Raw genomic sequence first — 17913 nt, 5'->3', positions numbered from 1 at the left:
ACTTTAAATTATTAATGATCATCTATGAAGAGGATTCTATTTTTTCTCTTGGTACCCTCGCTGTTTATTTCATCGAAATTATATGCGCAGGATGGCAACACGCAAGTATCTTACTCAAACCTGGCGCTGCAGTTCAGTTCGTGGGATTTTAATGGTGATGCCGGAACCGGTTTATTCCCCTCGGTTGCTTCCCCCAACGGGTATGGAAGCTTCGCAGATAACCCGGCAAGTATAGCCTTTATTGAAAACGGATATGTAAGCTTCAGCCTGTTTAACAACCGTTCAGATTACGAAAACAGCTACTTGGGAAATACCATAAAAGCCGAAGACCAAAGTACAAAACTGGGAAATCTTGGCTTTGTATATAAAATGCCCACGGAACAGGGCAGCTTTGTTCTGGGAGGCGGGTACAATCAAATAAGTAATGAACGAGAAGTGTATAGGGTGGGAGGACGTAATTCGGAAAGTACGATTACGGATGTTTTCAGAGAACCTTCCAGCGACTATTATGACATTGCTTTTGACACCTACGCCATAGACTGGGGAGATGTTGATTCAACTTACCTCGAATCCATATTCAGAATTGGATTTCAGGAATACCCGGGTATTACTCAGGATGCTGAAATTACACATACTACCAACATCGGAGAGTACTCGTTCTTCTTTGGAACCGAATTTCAAAAAAATCTATTTGTAGGGATTTCAGCCGGTCTAACTGCCGGAAATTATACCTACAGTCGAGACTTCCTGGAGCTTGATGACCGTAATGATTACAACTTCAACTTCATCCCATCTGATGTGTCGGATGAGGGAACGGACATTCACAGCATATTAACGCACGATGAAATTGATGCCGAAATCTTGGGTTTCTCACTCCGTTCGGGACTTATTTACAAGGTGAACCCTAAACTGAATATTGGTATCAGTTATTTACTTCCATCCACGTTGGTGGTCAGAGAAAGCTATTATTCCTCCATCCGTACCGAGCTGGATGATAACTCAACTCCATTCGAAGCAGATTTTGCCAGCGGTCAGGATTATGAGTACCGGATTAGCAGACCCGGAGAACTTAAGGCAGGGATTGCTTTGAACAATATTGGTAAGTTCAACTTTTCCGTTTCCGGTGAAATGATAAACTATTCCAATTTAGAGCTGGATCTGGTTTCCGGGAATGATCTGGATTTTGACCAGGAAGTTGAACTCAGGGATGAAGAAGAAAGCCTGGAAAGCTTTATGGGTTCTTCCTACCAAAGAGTGATTAACCTGAAAGGCGGGATAGGCTTTGATGTAAATGATGATGTAACCCTGAAGGCCGGCTATGGATACCTGCCGGGCAAAAGTAATATTTATGAAGCTGATCGGAATATAATTTCAGGTGGATTCTCTGCGAGGGTTGCTGAGAATATCGTGCTGGATGTGATGGGGCAATATTCGTTTTGGAGCGACCGTTCAACACTGTACAACTATTTTGATTACTCAGATAATGTGCCCCGATCAGAAGTAGTTGATCATGAAATAAACACATTGAAGATATTAGCCGGGATAAAATTTCTGTTTTGAAAATGAATTATTGAATCCCCAATAATACCTCCGTAGTTAGTTAGAAAAAGGTCTCGTGATTGAGACCTTTTTTTATGTTGCTACAGCCAGTCTTTTTTCCTGAAATAGACCACCATTCCCATTGTAGCTACAATCATAAGCCCCCAAACCGCCGGATAAGCCCACTTCCATCCAAGCTCGGGCATATACTCAAAATTCATTCCATAAATGCCGGCTATAAATGTAAGTGGAATGAAGATAGTGGCGATGATAGTCAGGACCTTCATCACCTCATTCATTTTGTTACTGACCTGAGACATATACATATCAAGCATACCCATGGCCATATCGCGGTAGTTTTCTATTCCGTCTATAATTTGGACAAGGTGATCATACACATCCCGAAAGAAGATCTTGTTTTCTTCGTGCACTAAATGCGATTCTTCCCTGAGCAGAGAGTTCAGGCTATCACGAAGCGGCCATACAGATCTTCGGAAGAAAATCAGTTTACGACGCAGGGCGTGAATTTTCTCAGGAATTGATTCGTCAGATTTTTGCAGGATTTCATCTTCAAGCTCTTCAATTTCATTGCCGATTTTCTCCATCACCTTCATGTAATGATCCACGATGGTATCGATAAGGGCATAGGCGAGGTAGTCAGGGCCTTGTTTACGAAGGCGGGGTGCCGCATTTCTCAGGCGATGTAATACCGGTTCGTAAATAGGGTAATCGTCTTCCTGAAAAGAAAGCACAGAGTTTTGTGATAACACAATGCTTACCTGCTCCACTTTCAGTTCGCCGGTTTCATCCAGTATGCTCATCATCCGCAACACAAAAAACATATGCTCTGAATATTCCTCAATTTTCGGCCGCTGCTGGGTATGCAGAATATCTTCCTGAATGAGAGGATGTAGATTAAAATAGTCCCAGATTTCCTTGAGTTTCTCAATATCATGAAGGCCGCAAACATTAATCCAGGTTTTTGAGGGAGAGTCGAGATAGGGCTTGCTGTCATCAATTTCAGAGATATCGTGCTCTGAGAGATGCTCTACATCGTAGTCATAAAGGTGCATCAAGACGTTATCCAGGCGTTTCTCACCCGTAAAAAGAAGTGTCCCTGGAGCCTGACCAGGCTTTTTGGAACTTTGATTATGTCTTAAAAAAGAGGGTAGAAGAAGTCTTTTTTTTATTTTTTTCATTGGTGTACCAAAATTTTAAAGGACGGTGGTAGAATCGTGATAGTTTTTAACAAAAGAAATAAAAAAGTCCTGCTATCATAAAACAGCAGGACGAAAAATAAAACGAATAAGTAAAGTGATATCAGCTACCTATTTTTCCATTCTCGGCAGCCTCCTTTAAATCTTCATTGGCCCAGATGGCTATTTCAACACGCCGGTTTTGCTGGCGACCTTCCGGTGTATCATTGGTGGCTACCGGTTGGTTCTCACCATATCCAACAATCGTCATTCTCTCGGGATCAACTTCAATAAAGGCCATGAACTCGGCTACAGAACGAGCCCGTTGTTCAGACAGGTCCTGATTGTAGCTTTCAGAGCCTCTGCTATCAGTATGCCCACCAAACATGATATTGGTGTCTTCATACTTTTTCAGGACTCGGGCTAAATCTTCGAGATCTCTTTTGGAAGGGTCTTTTATAACATAAGACTCAGTATCAAAGAGGATGCCGGAGTCGAAGGTTATTTTAATGCCTTCTCCAATACGTTCCACTTCTGCATTTTGAAGTTCTTCCTCCAACTCTTCAGCTTGCTTATCCATGTAGTTCCCGATAGCTGCTCCAGTTGCTCCTCCAACAGCGGCACCAACGATAGCTCCGGTTGTTGTGTTACCGGCTGCTTTCCCGATAATGGCCCCGGCTAATGCACCTGCACTTGCTCCAATGGTTGTTCCCTTAGCCGTCTTGCTCCAGTTTTTACAGGAGGCAAAAGGAATTAGGAGAAGAAGGATTACTGCTAATGATTTAAAACGTAAGGATCTCATGATAGATGTTTTTATTGTCATTCTATCACTTAAAAGGAGATTGCCGGACGATGTTCCTTATTTTAAGAAGTTAAGATCTCAACCTTAGGCTGCTTCTGCCCTCAAAACCTCAAGCGGTGGTTTATTGTGAACGCCCCGGGTATTAAATAGCCCGATGAGAAGTACCAGTGCGGTGAGAATCAGAATTTCAACTCCGATAATGAAGAAGTTCGGTACAAATTCAATATCAAATAAGAAGTAGCCGATTAAGGTACTTGCTCCCAGCGAGAGAATAAGCCCGGTGATGGAGGCCATCACACCCAGTAAAACATATTCAATAACCTGTATCTTGATGACTTGTTTTTTAGCAGCCCCTAAGGTTCGGAGCAAAACAGCTTCCCGTATCCGCTGAAAACGACTGGTAGCAGCCGAGCCGGCCAATACAATTAGTCCGGTAATGATGCTAAAGAGCCCGATAAACTGGATCACAAAAGTTACTTTATCGATGAAGTTTCGAACAGTTTCAATAACCTGTCCAATATCTATTGCTGAAACGTTTGGATAACTTTGTACAAGTTCCTGTTGCAGTTCGAGGGAAGCCTCCCGGCTTGTGGTGTTAACCGTGGTTGCAAAAAACTGGGGGGCCGATTCCAGCACGCCGGCTGGGAACACCACGAAGAAATTCGGCTGAGGCTGATCCCATTTCACCGTTCGTGTACTCGCTACATAGGTTTGGATGGGAATTCCCTGCACGTTCCAGGTCAATGTGTCACCAATGTCGATGGCAAGATTGTCCCTTTGGTCTTCTTCGATGGAAATAGGAAACGGCTCATTCATGTCGGCAGCATTTCCTATCCAATCTCCTTTAACTAACTCTTCGGATGGCAACAAAGAATCTCTGTAGGTTGATCTGTATTCCCTATTCAAGGCCCAGCCACTTGCATTCCGGGTGGTATCCTGATCCCATTCCGCATTTGTGTATCCGTTTATCCCTTGAATACGCATGGTAACGATAGGGACGTTCTGAAGAATTTCGTGCCCGCTGGATTGAATAATTTCATTAACTCCCTCATTCTGATCATACTGAATATCATACAAAGCAAGATTCGGCAGGTCTTGATCCCCGCCAAAGTCGATTTGATCAAGCAGCATATCCTGAGTGAGATATAAAGAGCTGATCATGGTAACGCCCAAACCAAAGGTGAGCAGGAGCGTTGTAGTTTGATTGTTGGGCCGGTACAGATTAGCCAGCCCTTGCCGGAGTTCATAACTGAAACCGGCTCGCAGAAACTTGCGGGAGCCTTTCATAATGAGCTTGGCAAATCCAGTTAGTAATAGCAGGCAGATGGCCAGTCCCAGCGTAAAGAACAGGGCGGGCACAAGCTCACCAAGCATCAGCCAGGCATAAGTGGTGATGAATACGGCCAGTATCAACCCTAAAATAATTTTGGTGGATTTTTGAAGGAGACCGGATAAATTCACATCCACTGTTCGCAAGGAGAATAAAGGCGATATTTTCTTGACCGCGAGCAACGGGAAAAGGGCAAAAAGAATGGAAATAATCACCCCGGTTCCAACTCCTATTAAAATGGAAATCCAGGAAATGTAGAGTTCGATATCTACCGGAAGAAAATCCTGCACCAATACCGGCAGGTACAACTGAACCACGGACCCAAGAATGGCCCCAAGAACAGAGCCTACCAGTCCCATAGCCGTAGCCTGAATTAGATAAATAGCCATTGCCTGATTGGAAGATACCCCTACGCAACGAAGTACAGCTACGGTATTTATTTTTTGCCTGATGTACACGAAAATGGAACTGGCAACTCCAATCCCCCCAAGCAATAAAGCAATAAAGCCGATAAGGTTCAGGAAATTGGAAAGGTAAAGGATGGCCTCCCCAACTTCTTCCTCCCGTTCGTCCACCGTATCGTAACCAAAACGCAGATTTTGTTCATCGCGGAGCTGGTCAAGCCGGTCATCCACATATTCCATGTCGGTTCCATCAGGGAACTTGTGATAGGAGATATATTCCAGCCGGCTGCCTCTCTGGAGAAGTCCGGTTTCTTCTACATTACTTTTAGGGATAAAAATACGTGGCCCGAAAAAAGAGGCCGCCACCGGTTGACCCGGAACATCAATAATGGCTCCTTCAATTTTATAGGTTACCTGCCCGATTTTTACCGAGTCTCCGGGCTCAATGTCAAACAGCCTCATGATGGGCTCATCAACCAAAGCAGATTGATTTTGCTGATATACATCGGCTGCAGATGCAGGTTCGGTAACCAAGTCGCCGTAATAGGGAAAATCCCCTTCAAAAGCGGTGATTTGAGAAAGCCGGGTCGTCCCATTTTTAGGGAAAAAAGCCATGGAGTTGAAGCCCAGCCCGGTAGTAACTTCACCACCCAATGAATCAAGTACTTGTTGCAGTTCCGGCTGAAAGGGGGCGTTTCGTTCTACCTCAAGATCGGCTCCGAGGAGTTCTTTGGCCTGGTTCTCGATACTGGTGTTCAGGTTATCGCGGAACGAAGTAATGGCAACCTGAGCTGCGACTCCAACAATGATTGCCGCCATAAAAAGGAACAGCTTGGACCGGTTGGAGCGGGAATCCCGCCAGGCCATTTTAAATGTCCACCACATAGAATTTTTATTATTCATGGACTATTTGGCTACGGCTTCAGGTTGTTGTTCGGCAAAACTGTCTTCGTGAATGCGGCCGTTTCTTAATCTGATAATCCGGTCACACTTTTTGGCAAGTTCCAGGTCGTGGGTTACCAAAACCAGGGTAGTGCCCTGTTGTTCGTTCAGATCAAAGATCAGCTTTTCAATATACTGTCCGGTTTCGGTGTCGAGGTTACCGGTGGGCTCATCAGCAAAGAGTATTTTAGGCTGATTGATGAATGCCCGGGCAATGGCCACACGCTGCTGCTCTCCCCCCGAAAGCTGGGTAGGGTAGTGATGGGTTCGGTCACCGAGTCCAACGCTGGTAAGTAATTCTATGGCACGTTCCCGCACTTCCTGCGTGGCTTCTCCGCGTAACTCCAGAGGAACCATCACATTTTCCACCGCGGTGAGCGTGGGTACCAGCTGAAAAGTCTGGAATACAAAACCCACATGGCGGTTTCGAACCTGTGCACGTTCGTCTTCGTTGAGTGGATTTAACGGAATTCCATTCAGGGAGACACTTCCCGAGGTGGGCCGATCTAATCCGGCGCACAATCCTAATAAGGTGGTTTTTCCTGAGCCGGAAGGGCCTACAATGGCGCAAGAGATGCCCTCTTGAATAGAAAAGTTAATGTCGTCAACGACGGTTAATATTTTTGAGCCGCTTTCAAACTTGCGGTATAACTGATGTACTTCGAGAATATTTGACACGTTTCCTGATTTTGAGTGATGTCGAACTTAACAATAGAATGATAGGGTAACATTCCTTTAAAGTTTGAGAAATCTTACGGGATTTAATGCCATTCGTTACTAATTAATTTCAGGTGATTCGAACTCAGCTTTTCCAGCCAAAGTCTAACCGATTTTTATTTGTTCTGAGCTTCAAATAGAATATTAGAACCTGTTAAGAAACCAATCCCGGGAAACATCTTCTTCGTTATAGTTTATATGTGGATAGAATAAAACGTTTAATCAATTGAATTTATCATCACAGGGCATGAAAGTTTCGTCTTCCCCCGCTAAATCCCCATCAAAGGTGGACGTGCTGTTTATAGACAACGACTCCCTGCTTTTAGGAATGATTGAGAAGGAGCTGGAACAGCAGGAGGGCATTCGTTTCAGTGGAGAGGAAAATGCTGTGAAAGGGCTGGAGAAAGCCAAAGAAATTGATCCGGGCATAATTGTGTTAGACCCTGTAGCGGAAGGACTAAGCGGAGAAAAACTACTCCAGGAAATAAGACAATCCGATTGTTTCGAAAACACCAAAGTAATGATTCTGTCAAAGAAAATAGATCATGAGCACATTCAACAATATGAAGCCTTGAATGTGGACGACTTCATCCAAAAGCCCTTTCAGATTTCCGAATTAATTTTCAGGTTAAAGAAACTCACTTAACACTCCGGTTCTTTGTTTGATAATCCCTACGATTACTTCTCAAATCCCGAATTCTGGATACTGTATTTTGCAGTAACCCTGCTGTTCTTCCTTTGCGTTGGGTTTATCGGATATACACTCACGATCCGCCTTGCCAATACCAGCCGCATCAAAAAAAGAGAAAAACTACAGGAAAAGTACGCGGATTATATCTATGCTTATTTATCGGGGAAATGGAAGCTGGAAGACATCAAAGTCAAAATAGAAAATACCTCGATCCAGATACCCATTCTTGTTAAAACCGCAAAGCACCTGAGGGACCAGCTTAAGGGCGAAAAAGACCGGCAACTGAAGCAATTACTAACTATTCAACCCATTCAGGATTATTATTATGAACAGCTGGATGCTACACGTGAAGAACAGCTGATCAAAGCCCTGCTATATTTCAGGGAAGTAGATTCAATTAAAGAATCCTGTTATCCTAAACTTATGGAGTGGGTAAAAGATGAAGCGCATTACCTGGCTCATGCGGCCGCTTCGGTAGTATTAACGTCCGATGCGAATCACCTCCATGAAGAAGTATTACAGGCTATGTGCCTGAAGGTGGATGAGAATCGGCGGACTTTGATCGAATTGTTATGGGATTTTTGGAATAACGAGAACCTGGAACATGAACAGAAGCTGGAGCTTTTAAAAACAATATTGCAAGACGCTAAAACCGGTGATGATGTAAAGGTCTTGATCATTAGAAGTATAGCTAAATTCGGATATGCGGAAACGGGAAGATTCTTTAAAAAACTACTCAACGAAATATGGAATGAACGACACCTTGACGACTGCAAGCAATTTGTAGCCGCCCTTATAGATTCCCTTCGCAGGCTGGGGTATGTAAAAGCCGTCTCAACAATTAAACAAGGACTGGGCTCAGGAATAGCTGAAATTGAAATCGCTGGCATAAAAGCATTGGGGTACTTCAAAACCGAAGAAGCTATTCAGGGGTTGCAGAAAATTGCCCAAAGTGGGGAAGAATACCTGCTCAAAGAGCTCTCGTTCCAGATGTACCACTATAGTCGGCTTGAAGAGGAAATCGAGATTCCCTCAGAGTACAGGCGAGCCTTTAATCCCAATTATGAACCGATAAAAGTCATTTAGTAAACTTCGTAATGTTGTCATCATTATTTACATGGGGAGAACTTCTTGAATGGCTCAGCATAGGCATTCTGGGATATTTTTTTCTGGTGAATGGCATTTATCTCACGCTTGTCATCATCTCCTTTTTCTATATGAGGAAGTTTAAAAAGCGTCAGCTGGCTTTTGAAGCTAAAGGGTTGTTCCGCTCTGATATCTATAAATCAGTAAGCATCATTGTACCTGCATATAATGAAGAAGAGGAAATCATAGAAAACCTGAACTCTATGCTGCAGCTCGAGTTTAAAGACTTTGAGATTGTGGTGGTGAATGACGGCAGTGACGACAATACCCTTCAGGTCATCATTGATCACTTCGATATGGAAAAATCGGATATGATTATCAACGAAGTACTGGATTCTGAGCCGGTAACCGGAATTTACACCTCCGAAACCTTCACCAATCTCATTCTGATTGACAAAGAAAACGGAAGAAAAGCTGATGCGATGAATGCAGGTATTAACGTTGCCCACAAAGAGCTGGTTTGTGCCATTGATGCCGACAGCCGGTTGGAACGGGACGTGCTCAAAAAAATGCTACAGGCTTTTATACAAGACGATACAACGGTGGGAGTGGGTGGCATCATCCGGGTTCTGAACGGGTGCACCATCAAGAATAATTTGATTGAGGAAGTACGCATCCCACGAAAGTTCATTCCCAAAATACAGGTGGTCGAATATTTAAGGGCTTTTCTGTACGGGCGCATAGGATGGGAGCGGTTGCAAGGGCTGATGCTTATTTCCGGCGGATTCGGGGTTTTTGACCGTGAAGCCGTGTTGAGAGTGGGTGGCTACGATACCCATTCCTTGGGGGAAGACTTCGAAATGACAGTGAAATTGCACCGGTATCACATTGAAAATGACATCCCATACCGAATCAAATTTCAGCCGGAGCCGGTCTGCTGGACGAATGTGCCGGACGACTGGGATGAGTTATCCAAACAGCGAAACCGGTGGCACCGGGGCTTAACAGGAACCCTGGAAAAGCACAAGGAAATGATTTTCAATAGTAAATACGGCGTATCCGGCCTGCTGGCGATGCCTTATTACTACCTGGTTGAATTCATGGGCCCGTTCATCGAAATGTTTGGGTACATTGTAATTGCAGTGTTGATGCTGACGGGCCTGCTTAACGAAACCTTTGCGTTGCTGTTTTTTGTAGCGGCTATTTTATTTGGGATGATCCTTTCTATCACAGCACTGATTATAGATGAATATACCTACAGCCAATACCCCCGGATTCGAGATTTGTTGACGTTAAATGTATTCGGATTAGTAGAGAATATCGGGTACCGACAGCTTCACACCTGGTGGCGTATTCACGGATTTATTGATTATCTGAGAGGAAAAAAACAATGGGGAGAAAGCAAAGGAAGAATGCTCAGTAAAAAAGCGAATAACGTGCTGCACTGGATTTGGTTGGCGCTGATAAACGGATTCATTGCCGCACTGGGTTGGTACGGAATACAGGGAGTAATATGAAAAATCAGCGTTTAATATCGGCCGTTTTGCTTTGTCTCATTTCTATGGGAATTCAAAATCACGTACAGGCTCAGTCAGGCAATGAACTCAAACACAGTGCCACGGTTCAGAGTGAGTACGTGTTTGTTAACAATCTGGAAAACTGGGTGAGAAATCAGGCTTTTTACGGTTTTGAAGGTAAGTCGGTAACCTGGATTGGCCGGCTTCGCCATGCCTATCGGTTTCAGCAACATGGAACATTTTTATCAGCTGTGGCGTACCCGGAATTTTCGGAGGACATGTACGCTTACCTGATGGCCGGCAAATCACCCGATAATGCTGAAATTTACCCGGATTTCAGGGCTTCAGGAACTCTTTACCGAAATGTGGGGAATGGATTGGTTCTGGGACCCGGGATGCAATATATTCGAGCTCAAAATACCAACGTGTACATTTATAGTTTGAAAGCCAACTGGTATGTAGGCTCTTTTTTGTTAATTGGAAGTCCTTCTCTGCAATTTTTAGAAGGTAAACAGTCATTAACGGTAAGTGGAAGCGTAAGAAAATATTTATCAGATCCGAACAGTTTTATATCCGTAACTGTTGGTGGAGGTCAAAACCCGGAAGACACGTTTTTTAGTGATGATTTCCAGAATACATTTACGAGTTTTTTTGCAAGTACACGCATTCAATATCCGTTAAGTGAGCAATGGATTTTTACTGCCGGACTTAAATTCCGAAAAGACACCTATACCTCCGGAACCGAACGAACTCGAACAGGAATACAGACAGGAATTACCTTTAAATTTTGAAGATTTAATTTGATGAAAAAGCTATTTATTACAACTCTTATTTTTCTTGCCGGCTCAGCTTTGCAGGCACAATCGAGCCAAACCATCCTGTTCTTTGGAGACAGTATTACAGCCGGACTTGGTGTTCAGCAGGAACAGGCCTTTCCGGCTATTATCCAGGAAAAAATTGATTCACTGGGCCTGAATTATGAAGTCATCAATGGGGGACTGAGCGGCGAAACTTCGGCCGGGGGAGTGCGACGTATTGATTGGATTCTTCGCCGGGATATTGACATCATGGTGCTTGAACTCGGAGGAAATGACGGGCTTCGGGGAATTGATTTAAGTTCAACCAAAGACAACCTCCAGCAAATTATTGACAAGTACCAGGCAAAGAACCCGAACGGACAAATTATTCTGGCCGGGATGCAGGTGCCGCCTAATTTGGGGCAGGAATACACTTCTCAATTTCAGGAGCTTTATCCTGAGCTGGCTGAAGAAAACGATCTGCCATTGATCCCGCTAATCATGAATAAACTGGGCGGGGAAGAAGAGCTGATTCAGGGAGATGGCATTCACCCTACTCCCAAGGGGCATGAAGTAATCGCCGAAACCGTATGGGATGTTTTGAAAGATTATCTGTAAAACCTGAGAAGTTCATTCTCCTGTTTTATTTTAAGTGTATCCATTTTATCAAAAAGAAAACCTATTCATGAAAAAGCTACTTATCGCTTTCGCTGCAATTCTGATTGTATCCATCAATGCAAAGGCACAGGATTCCCTACTCAACTACGAGCCCAAAGTACTGCTGGTAACGGCTCACCCCGATGACGATGCCTTGTTCTCGGCTACCATTTTTAAAACCACCCGGTTACTGAATGGAGCGGTCGATCTGGCTTTGCTGACCAATGGAGAAGGCGGATATACCTATTCAACCCTCGGCAATTATATTTATGGCAAGGAGCTGGATAAAGAAGAAGTGGGGCGACAGTGGCTGCCCGGAATCCGAAAGAAGGAGCTGATGGCCGGTGGCGATATTGTAGGAATTCGAAATTATTTCTTCCTCGATCAGCCGGATTTTGAATATACCGAAGATGTAAATATCCCATTGGAAAAGTGGAATACAGATTGGGCGCGGGAAAAGCTGGCTTCCATTATGGAAAAGGGAGCGTATGATTTTCTGTTCCTGATGCTGCCGTATGAAACTACTCACGGGCATCATAAAGCATCGGCTGTGATTGCCCTCCAGGCTTTGCAAACACTGCCTGAGGGGGAACGTCCTATTGCCCTGGAAGCCTTTATCCGAAGGGGAGAAGACGATGCGGGAGTTTCATTCACGCAGCTGGAAGGATATCCTGAAACCAAAGTGATGCCGGGAAAAACATTCGAGTTTAACCGAAATCAGACTTTTGGGGTGAATGACCGAATGAATTACAACATCATCGGGAACTGGGTGATTGCTGAGCATAAATCTCAGGGAACCATGCAGCTGCTCATGCAAAGCGATACAGGTGTGATTGAACAATATTGGTACGTGGCCCTGAACGGAGAAGAAGGTTTGGAAAAAACAGCTGAGTATTTTGAAGCAGTTAATATCGTTGAACCGTGAATTCGGCTGAGGACTGACGACTGAGGACCGACGACTGAGGACCGACGACCGACGACTGACGACCAATGACCGGCGATTAACGATTAACGAAAAACCAATAACGAACTCAATCGATAGAAAAGGAGACATTAATGTTGGCGGTTACGGAAACCGTTTGGCTGAAATCCATCATTGAGGCATCGCTTCTCATGGCCTCCATAGACATTACATTCGATTTTGCCGGAAACCCGATTTGATGGTCCGAATAATTGATGGTTTGAACTGGCCCCAGAGAAAACCCGGAAGTCTTGGCAATCAGCTGAGCCTTTTGCTTAGCTGACTCTATGGCACTAACCAATGCCTGCTCTTTTCCTTCAGAGATCTTCGTAGAAGAAAACTGCCCGTTAAAAGAATCAAAGCCATTTTCGATGAGTGCTACCTGAATCTCTTCATAGATCCCAAAATCGTTGAAGGTCAGGCTGACGGATTGGTTGGTTCGGGTTACTTTGGAGTTGCCATTATTGCGATAGTTTGAACTCACCCGGCTCATGCGGATAGGCTGATAGTCAATATTCTCTTCGTTGATGTTATTCTGTTTCAACAATTTTGCCAGCAAAGATTCCCGTTCTTTGTGCAGGCTATAAGCTTCTTGTGGAGTTTCAGCTTCGGCATTTATGTTCACGTTGAAAATAATAAGGTCTGCCGGCAGCAGTTCTGAGGCACTCATATTAATAGTGATCGTGCGCTCATTGGTTTGATTCTGGGCCGAAGTCTTTTCACTAAAACCCAAAAACATCATCGAAACGACAAGGGTGATTTTAGTAAGCTTTCTACCAGCCGATACCATATTCGGCTTTGATTTTTTGAATGTCTGCATATGATTTTCCTCTATCTAATTTAAAAATCCGGCTTCCGGAAATGTCGTATTCCTCTAAAGAATATCCGCCTCTGTACCAACCCTCTAACAACTCCAAATATTGCTCTTTGGTTTTTTTGTTCCCTAATTTTATGCTGAATTCATGGGTCTGATCTTTATTGGATACAGAGAATTGTAAAATGATTTTGGGGGTAAACCAGTTGAGTTTTTGAACTACATAAATTTTGATATCCGAATTTTTAGTTATTTCAATAGGAGAATCAGGGAAAGCTTCTTTTTTCTTTGTTGGATATAGTTCAATTTTCTGTTCTGATACTTCAGCTTTTCCTGCACTCCGTCTGAACAACACTCCCATAAATGCGAATCCATAGCCAATTACCATGCCTGCTGCAAGGAGCATCTGCTGCCATCCAGCTAATTCAAAATCCAGCATATCAACAACGTATATACTGGTAAAACAGCAGACAGCAACAAACATCCAAAGGCGGAATTCGATGGTTTCGGTGAATGTAATTCTGTCCGTTAACGGATCTTTGGAGGCAGAAAGGTGTGTCAGGTTAAATTCGGCTTTCATGGTTCCAGAATGTGAGTTACAGTTGGCAACATCTCCTCAACCCACATGCTGTACATTTTTGTGGATGGATGGAGTTCATCGGGGGCCAGGAGTGAAAGATCTTCTTCAGCCATCTCTGAGATAGGCGTAATATTAATAAAAGTAATGCCATATTCGCCACTGATATCTTCAGCAATGGAGTTATACTCACTGATTTTTCTGCGGATGGTTTCCGGCTCTTTAGACTGAGCAAATGGCGTAACCCCATAATTGGGGATGGATATGACGAAAACTTTCCGGCTGTCTCCACCCGCAAATCCGATTGCCTGTTCCAGTAATTCACGGAATTCTGCCTTATACAACTCTATATCAAGCCACTGATACTGGTTGTTGACACCGATCAAAAGGGAAACCAGGTCGAAATCAGACGAAGGGTTATGCTCAGCAATTCCATTTTTAAGATCAGCGGTTGTCCAGCCGTTGGTGGCAATAATCAGGGTGGTATCCATTTGAAAGCCGAGGGTTGCAAGAGAATCAGCCAACTGGTTAGGGTAGTTGTTTTCCTGCTCAATTCCCGTGCCTATTGTATATGAATCGCCAAGTGCAAGATAGGAAATCGGCTCCGCTGATTCGCTGGCAGTCTTTTTAACCTTTGTGTCGCAATTGGATAACAGCAGCGCAAAAAAGAATACCGGAAAAAAATTAAAAGCAGTTTTTACTGAAACATTCATGATGAAAGTGCTTAAAGAGGGTTGTCAAAGTTCTGCTAAGGATACAAGAAGCAAAGCATTCATGCATAAATAAAAAGTAGTGAAAGCGCTTGCATTTATCCCAAAAACAGACTTTTATTTGGTGTTATATAAAAGTTCGGCCGAAATACGAGTTTCCATATATATGGGCTTATTTTACAGACGGTATAAAAAGTTGGCCTCTCTAACCATAATCAAAAGGATCAATACAATGAGCAACATGATTCAGCGAGTATTTACCTTGTGTATGATACTTACCTTTTGCGTGTGTAGCACAATTACGTACGCATCGAACATAGAAGATGAAACAGTAATATCAGGAATAGTCACTGATGTGGATGGTGAGCCATTAGCCGGGGTTAACATCCGGGTTGACGGTAAAGTAATCGGGACTTCTACAAACCCTGACGGCACGTTTAGCTTAACTGTGCAGCAAGACCCTCCAATAACGCTTATTGTATCTATTGTTGGATTTACATCTCAGCGAGTAGAAATAACCGAAGCCGTAGTTGACGACCTTGAGATTGTTCTGCAAGAACAAACCATTTCGGGGGGCGACCTTGTTGTTTCGGCTTCCAGGGTTGAGGAAAGTATCTTAGAAGCACCGGTTACCATCGAGCGTCAGGATGCTATTCAGATCAGAACAGCCGCTTCGGATGATTATTATAAAGCGCTTAGCACGCTTAAAGGTGTTGATATGACAACCAGTAGTATCAACTTTCAGATTGTGAATGCGAGGGGATTCAACTCTACCGGTAACACACGAATGGTTCAGTTAACCGATGGAATGGACACCCAGGCACCGGCGCTAAACTTCCCCATCGGGAATTTGAACGGTCCTTCTCAATTAGATGTAGAAAGCATGGAATTTATCCCGGGTGCTTCTTCCGCACTGTACGGACCAAATGCTTTTAACGGTATTCTGCTGGTGAACAGCAAGGATCCTTTTAACTATCCCGGCTTAAGCGTTATGGTTAAATCGGGTGTGAATCATGTTGACAGCCGTCCAACATTAGGTGAGCCGGATGATGCACAGCCGCTTTTTGAAACAGCGATCCGTTATGCTAAATCATTTAATAACAAATTCGCTTTTAAAGTGAATTTCTCTTACTCGAAGGCCGAAGACTGGAGAGGTATTAATTATTCCGACAAAAATTCATCCCTGAATAACGGTTTTGCGAATAACCCGGCCTATGACGGAGTTCATACCTATGGAGACGATGGTACCTTCAATATTGCATTGTTGGGCCTGCCCGGACCTACCCGAACACAAATCGCTCAAAACGTTTCGGCCCAAACTGGCGTGCCGGAAAGCGAAGTTGAACAATATTTAGCGGCATTGCCTGCCCAGCCGGTTGCCAGAACAGGATATCGGGAAGAATACCTGGTTGACAGTGGAGCTGAAAACCTGAAGCTCGGAACTTCTTTACACTACCGCTTAAATGATGCTGTTGAAGCCAGCTATACCTTTAATTACGGTTACGGAACTTCGGTTTACAGTGGTGCTCAGCGTTACAGCCTGAAGAACTTCAACATCTCCCAGCACAAGATTCAGGTCGAAGGAGATAACTTCATGGTGAAAGCTTACGGTACTTTTGAAAATTCAGGAGATTCTTACATCGCTGATTTCGTTGGATTTTCTATTAATGATCAGTACCTGAATACCTCACAGTGGTATGGAACCTATGGCGGTACATTTACCGGCGGGCTTATTCAAGCGGCAGCTCAGGCTCAGGGAGGCGACCCTTCATACAATCAAGCAACGGTTAATGCCATCCTGAGTAACACGGGAGTAGTGAGTCAGTTCCATGCAGCAGCCCGGGCAGCAGCCGATGCCAACCGTTTTGCACCCGGTTCTGATGCTTTTGAAAATGCCAAAAATACGGCCCTTCAAAACGTAGTGCCTAATGGTGCTCTTTTCGATGATCAGTCCCGCTTCCTGCATACTGAAGGTCAGTATAACTTCAAGAATGAAATTGATTTCATGGATCTTCAGGCCGGAGTGAGCTTCAGACAGTATCAACTGCGCTCTAATGGAACCATCTTTGATGATGACGGCGGCGTAGAAATTAACGAGTTTGGTGGGTTTGTTCAGGGTTCTAAATCCTTTATGGAGGATCGCATTAAACTGATCGGTTCTCTGCGTTATGATAAGAATGAGAACTTCGATGGGCAGTTTAACCCACGTATTTCAACGGTGATTAACACCTTTGATAATCAAAACCTGCGGGCTTCATACCAAACCGGTTTCCGTAACCCGACTACACAGGGGCAATACATCGACTTGAATGTACTTACGGCCCGATTGTTAGGTGGTCTGCCTTTCCTTGCGGATAAGTATAACATTACTCAGAGTGCTTTCACTTTGGAAAGTGTTCAGGACTTCACCACGCAAGTATTAGCAGGAAATCCTGCTGCAGCGGGAGAACTGGTACCTTACAATAACTTTGAGCCCGTTAAGCCAGAGCAAATCCAGACGTTTGAGATTGGATATAAAGGTCTGTTAGGAGATAAATTATTCTTCGACATGGCTTATTACTACAATATCTATAACGACTTTATTGCTCAGTTCCGCGTACGTCAGATCAACCAGGATCAGAACAGTGATGGAGTTATACAGGATAGTGAAATTCTACCACTGACAGCACAAACCGCGCCACTGCTATTGTCCGGTTCAGCACTTAACACCTTCCAGGTGTATACCAATGTTGACAACGAAGTAGAATCGCAAGGTGCTGTAGTCGGGTTCGACTATAGCCTGCCAAGCAACTTTAAGGTAAGTGCAAACTACAACTGGAATAAACTGATTACCGATCAGAATGAAGGCTTTATCTTCGACTATAACACTCCGGAGCATAAAGTTAATGTTGGTTTAAGCAACAGAAGTCTGACCGAAAGTCTGGGTTTCAACGTGACCTGGAGATGGCAGGATGAGTTCAGATGGGTTTCTTCTTTTGCAGATGGAACCGTTCCTGCAGTATCCACAATCGATGCCCAGGTATCGTATAAGCTGAATAACCTTAACTCGATTGTTAAAGTTGGAGGAAGCAACATCACCAACAACCGACATATCCTGAACTACGGCGGACCAAGTTTGGGGGCCATCTATTATGTCTCATTGACATTTGACGAGTTCCTGAACTAAACATCTG

General features: G+C 44.0%; 15 protein-coding genes. 8 read left to right on the top strand and 7 right to left on the bottom strand.

The window, feature by feature from the left end; genetic code table 11:
• Positions 1-24 precede the first annotated feature (24 nt).
• Positions 25-1560: a hypothetical protein gene (locus NM125_RS02375; RefSeq protein WP_255132491.1), complete on the top strand. Its 1536-nt coding sequence runs from the start codon at positions 25-27 to the stop codon at positions 1558-1560.
• Between the two features lie 80 nt (positions 1561-1640).
• Here NM125_RS02375 and corA read toward each other — a convergent pair whose 3' ends face one another.
• The 4 genes from corA to NM125_RS02355 form a co-directional block, all read right to left on the bottom strand.
• Entirely contained in the window at positions 1641-2738 is a 1098-nt protein-coding gene (corA, locus tag NM125_RS02370) for a magnesium/cobalt transporter CorA (protein ID WP_255132490.1), read from the bottom strand.
• 121 nt (positions 2739-2859) lie between these two features.
• Positions 2860-3537 carry a YiaD family glycine zipper/OmpA-like lipoprotein gene (locus tag NM125_RS02365; protein ID WP_255132488.1) on the bottom strand — a complete coding sequence of 226 codons (678 nt, stop codon included), beginning with the start codon at positions 3535-3537 and terminating at the stop codon, positions 2860-2862.
• An 84-nt stretch (positions 3538-3621) separates the two neighbouring features.
• Positions 3622-6174 (bottom strand): ABC transporter permease, encoded by a 2553-nt coding sequence (locus NM125_RS02360; RefSeq protein WP_255132486.1) that lies wholly within the window; start codon positions 6172-6174, stop codon positions 3622-3624.
• Between the two features lie 3 nt (positions 6175-6177).
• Positions 6178-6891 carry an ABC transporter ATP-binding protein gene (locus NM125_RS02355; RefSeq protein WP_255132484.1) on the bottom strand — a complete coding sequence of 238 codons (714 nt, stop codon included), beginning with the start codon at positions 6889-6891 and terminating at the stop codon, positions 6178-6180.
• Positions 6892-7177: 286 nt separating this feature from the next.
• Between NM125_RS02355 and NM125_RS02350 the strand changes: the two genes are divergently transcribed.
• The 6 genes from NM125_RS02350 (at position 7178) to NM125_RS02325 (ending at position 12603) form a co-directional block, all read left to right on the top strand.
• Complete coding sequence (locus tag NM125_RS02350) at positions 7178-7576, top strand: response regulator (protein ID WP_255132482.1); 399 nt, start codon at positions 7178-7180, stop codon at positions 7574-7576.
• Positions 7577-7588: 12 nt separating this feature from the next.
• Positions 7589-8707, top strand: coding sequence for a HEAT repeat domain-containing protein (locus NM125_RS02345; RefSeq protein ID WP_255132480.1), 1119 nt, complete (start codon positions 7589-7591; stop codon positions 8705-8707).
• Positions 8708-8718: 11 nt separating this feature from the next.
• Complete coding sequence (locus NM125_RS02340; RefSeq protein WP_255132478.1) at positions 8719-10224, top strand: glycosyltransferase family 2 protein; 1506 nt, start codon at positions 8719-8721, stop codon at positions 10222-10224.
• Complete coding sequence (locus tag NM125_RS02335; protein ID WP_255132476.1) at positions 10221-11015, top strand: YaiO family outer membrane beta-barrel protein; 795 nt, start codon at positions 10221-10223, stop codon at positions 11013-11015. The genes NM125_RS02340 and NM125_RS02335 overlap by 4 nt, the downstream gene beginning before the upstream one ends.
• Before the next feature lie 12 nt (positions 11016-11027).
• A complete protein-coding gene (locus tag NM125_RS02330; RefSeq protein WP_255132474.1) occupies positions 11028-11639 on the top strand; it encodes an arylesterase in 612 nt (203 codons plus the stop codon).
• 67 nt (positions 11640-11706) lie between these two features.
• Positions 11707-12603 carry a PIG-L family deacetylase gene (locus tag NM125_RS02325; RefSeq protein ID WP_255132472.1) on the top strand — a complete coding sequence of 299 codons (897 nt, stop codon included), beginning with the start codon at positions 11707-11709 and terminating at the stop codon, positions 12601-12603.
• A gap of 106 nt (positions 12604-12709) precedes the next feature.
• Here NM125_RS02325 and NM125_RS02320 read toward each other — a convergent pair whose 3' ends face one another.
• The 3 genes from NM125_RS02320 to NM125_RS02310 are packed head-to-tail and all read right to left on the bottom strand — an operon-like array spanning position 12710 to position 14743.
• The gene (locus tag NM125_RS02320; RefSeq protein ID WP_255132470.1) at positions 12710-13459 is read right to left on the bottom strand and encodes an SIMPL domain-containing protein; all 750 of its coding nucleotides are present in this window, start codon (positions 13457-13459) and stop codon (positions 12710-12712) included.
• Positions 13413-14033, bottom strand: a complete 621-nt coding sequence (locus NM125_RS02315; protein WP_255132468.1) for a hypothetical protein — start codon at positions 14031-14033, stop codon at positions 13413-13415. The genes NM125_RS02320 and NM125_RS02315 overlap by 47 nt, the downstream gene beginning before the upstream one ends.
• On the bottom strand, positions 14030-14743 hold the full coding sequence (locus NM125_RS02310) for an SGNH/GDSL hydrolase family protein (RefSeq protein WP_255132466.1): 714 nt from the start codon (positions 14741-14743) through the stop codon (positions 14030-14032). The genes NM125_RS02315 and NM125_RS02310 overlap by 4 nt, the downstream gene beginning before the upstream one ends.
• 229 nt (positions 14744-14972) lie before the next feature.
• Here NM125_RS02310 and NM125_RS02305 point away from each other — a divergent pair, with 229 nt between their 5' ends.
• On the top strand, positions 14973-17906 hold the full coding sequence (locus tag NM125_RS02305) for a TonB-dependent receptor (RefSeq protein ID WP_255132464.1): 2934 nt from the start codon (positions 14973-14975) through the stop codon (positions 17904-17906).
• The last annotated feature ends 7 nt before the right edge of the window (positions 17907-17913 follow it).

Origin of the sequence: Gracilimonas sediminicola (genome assembly GCF_024320785.1) — a bacterium.
Taxonomy (GTDB): domain Bacteria; phylum Bacteroidota; class Rhodothermia; order Balneolales; family Balneolaceae; genus Gracilimonas; species Gracilimonas sediminicola.
The sequence above is the reverse complement of the archived record's forward strand: the minus strand, read 5'-3'. Positions and strand labels throughout refer to the sequence as shown.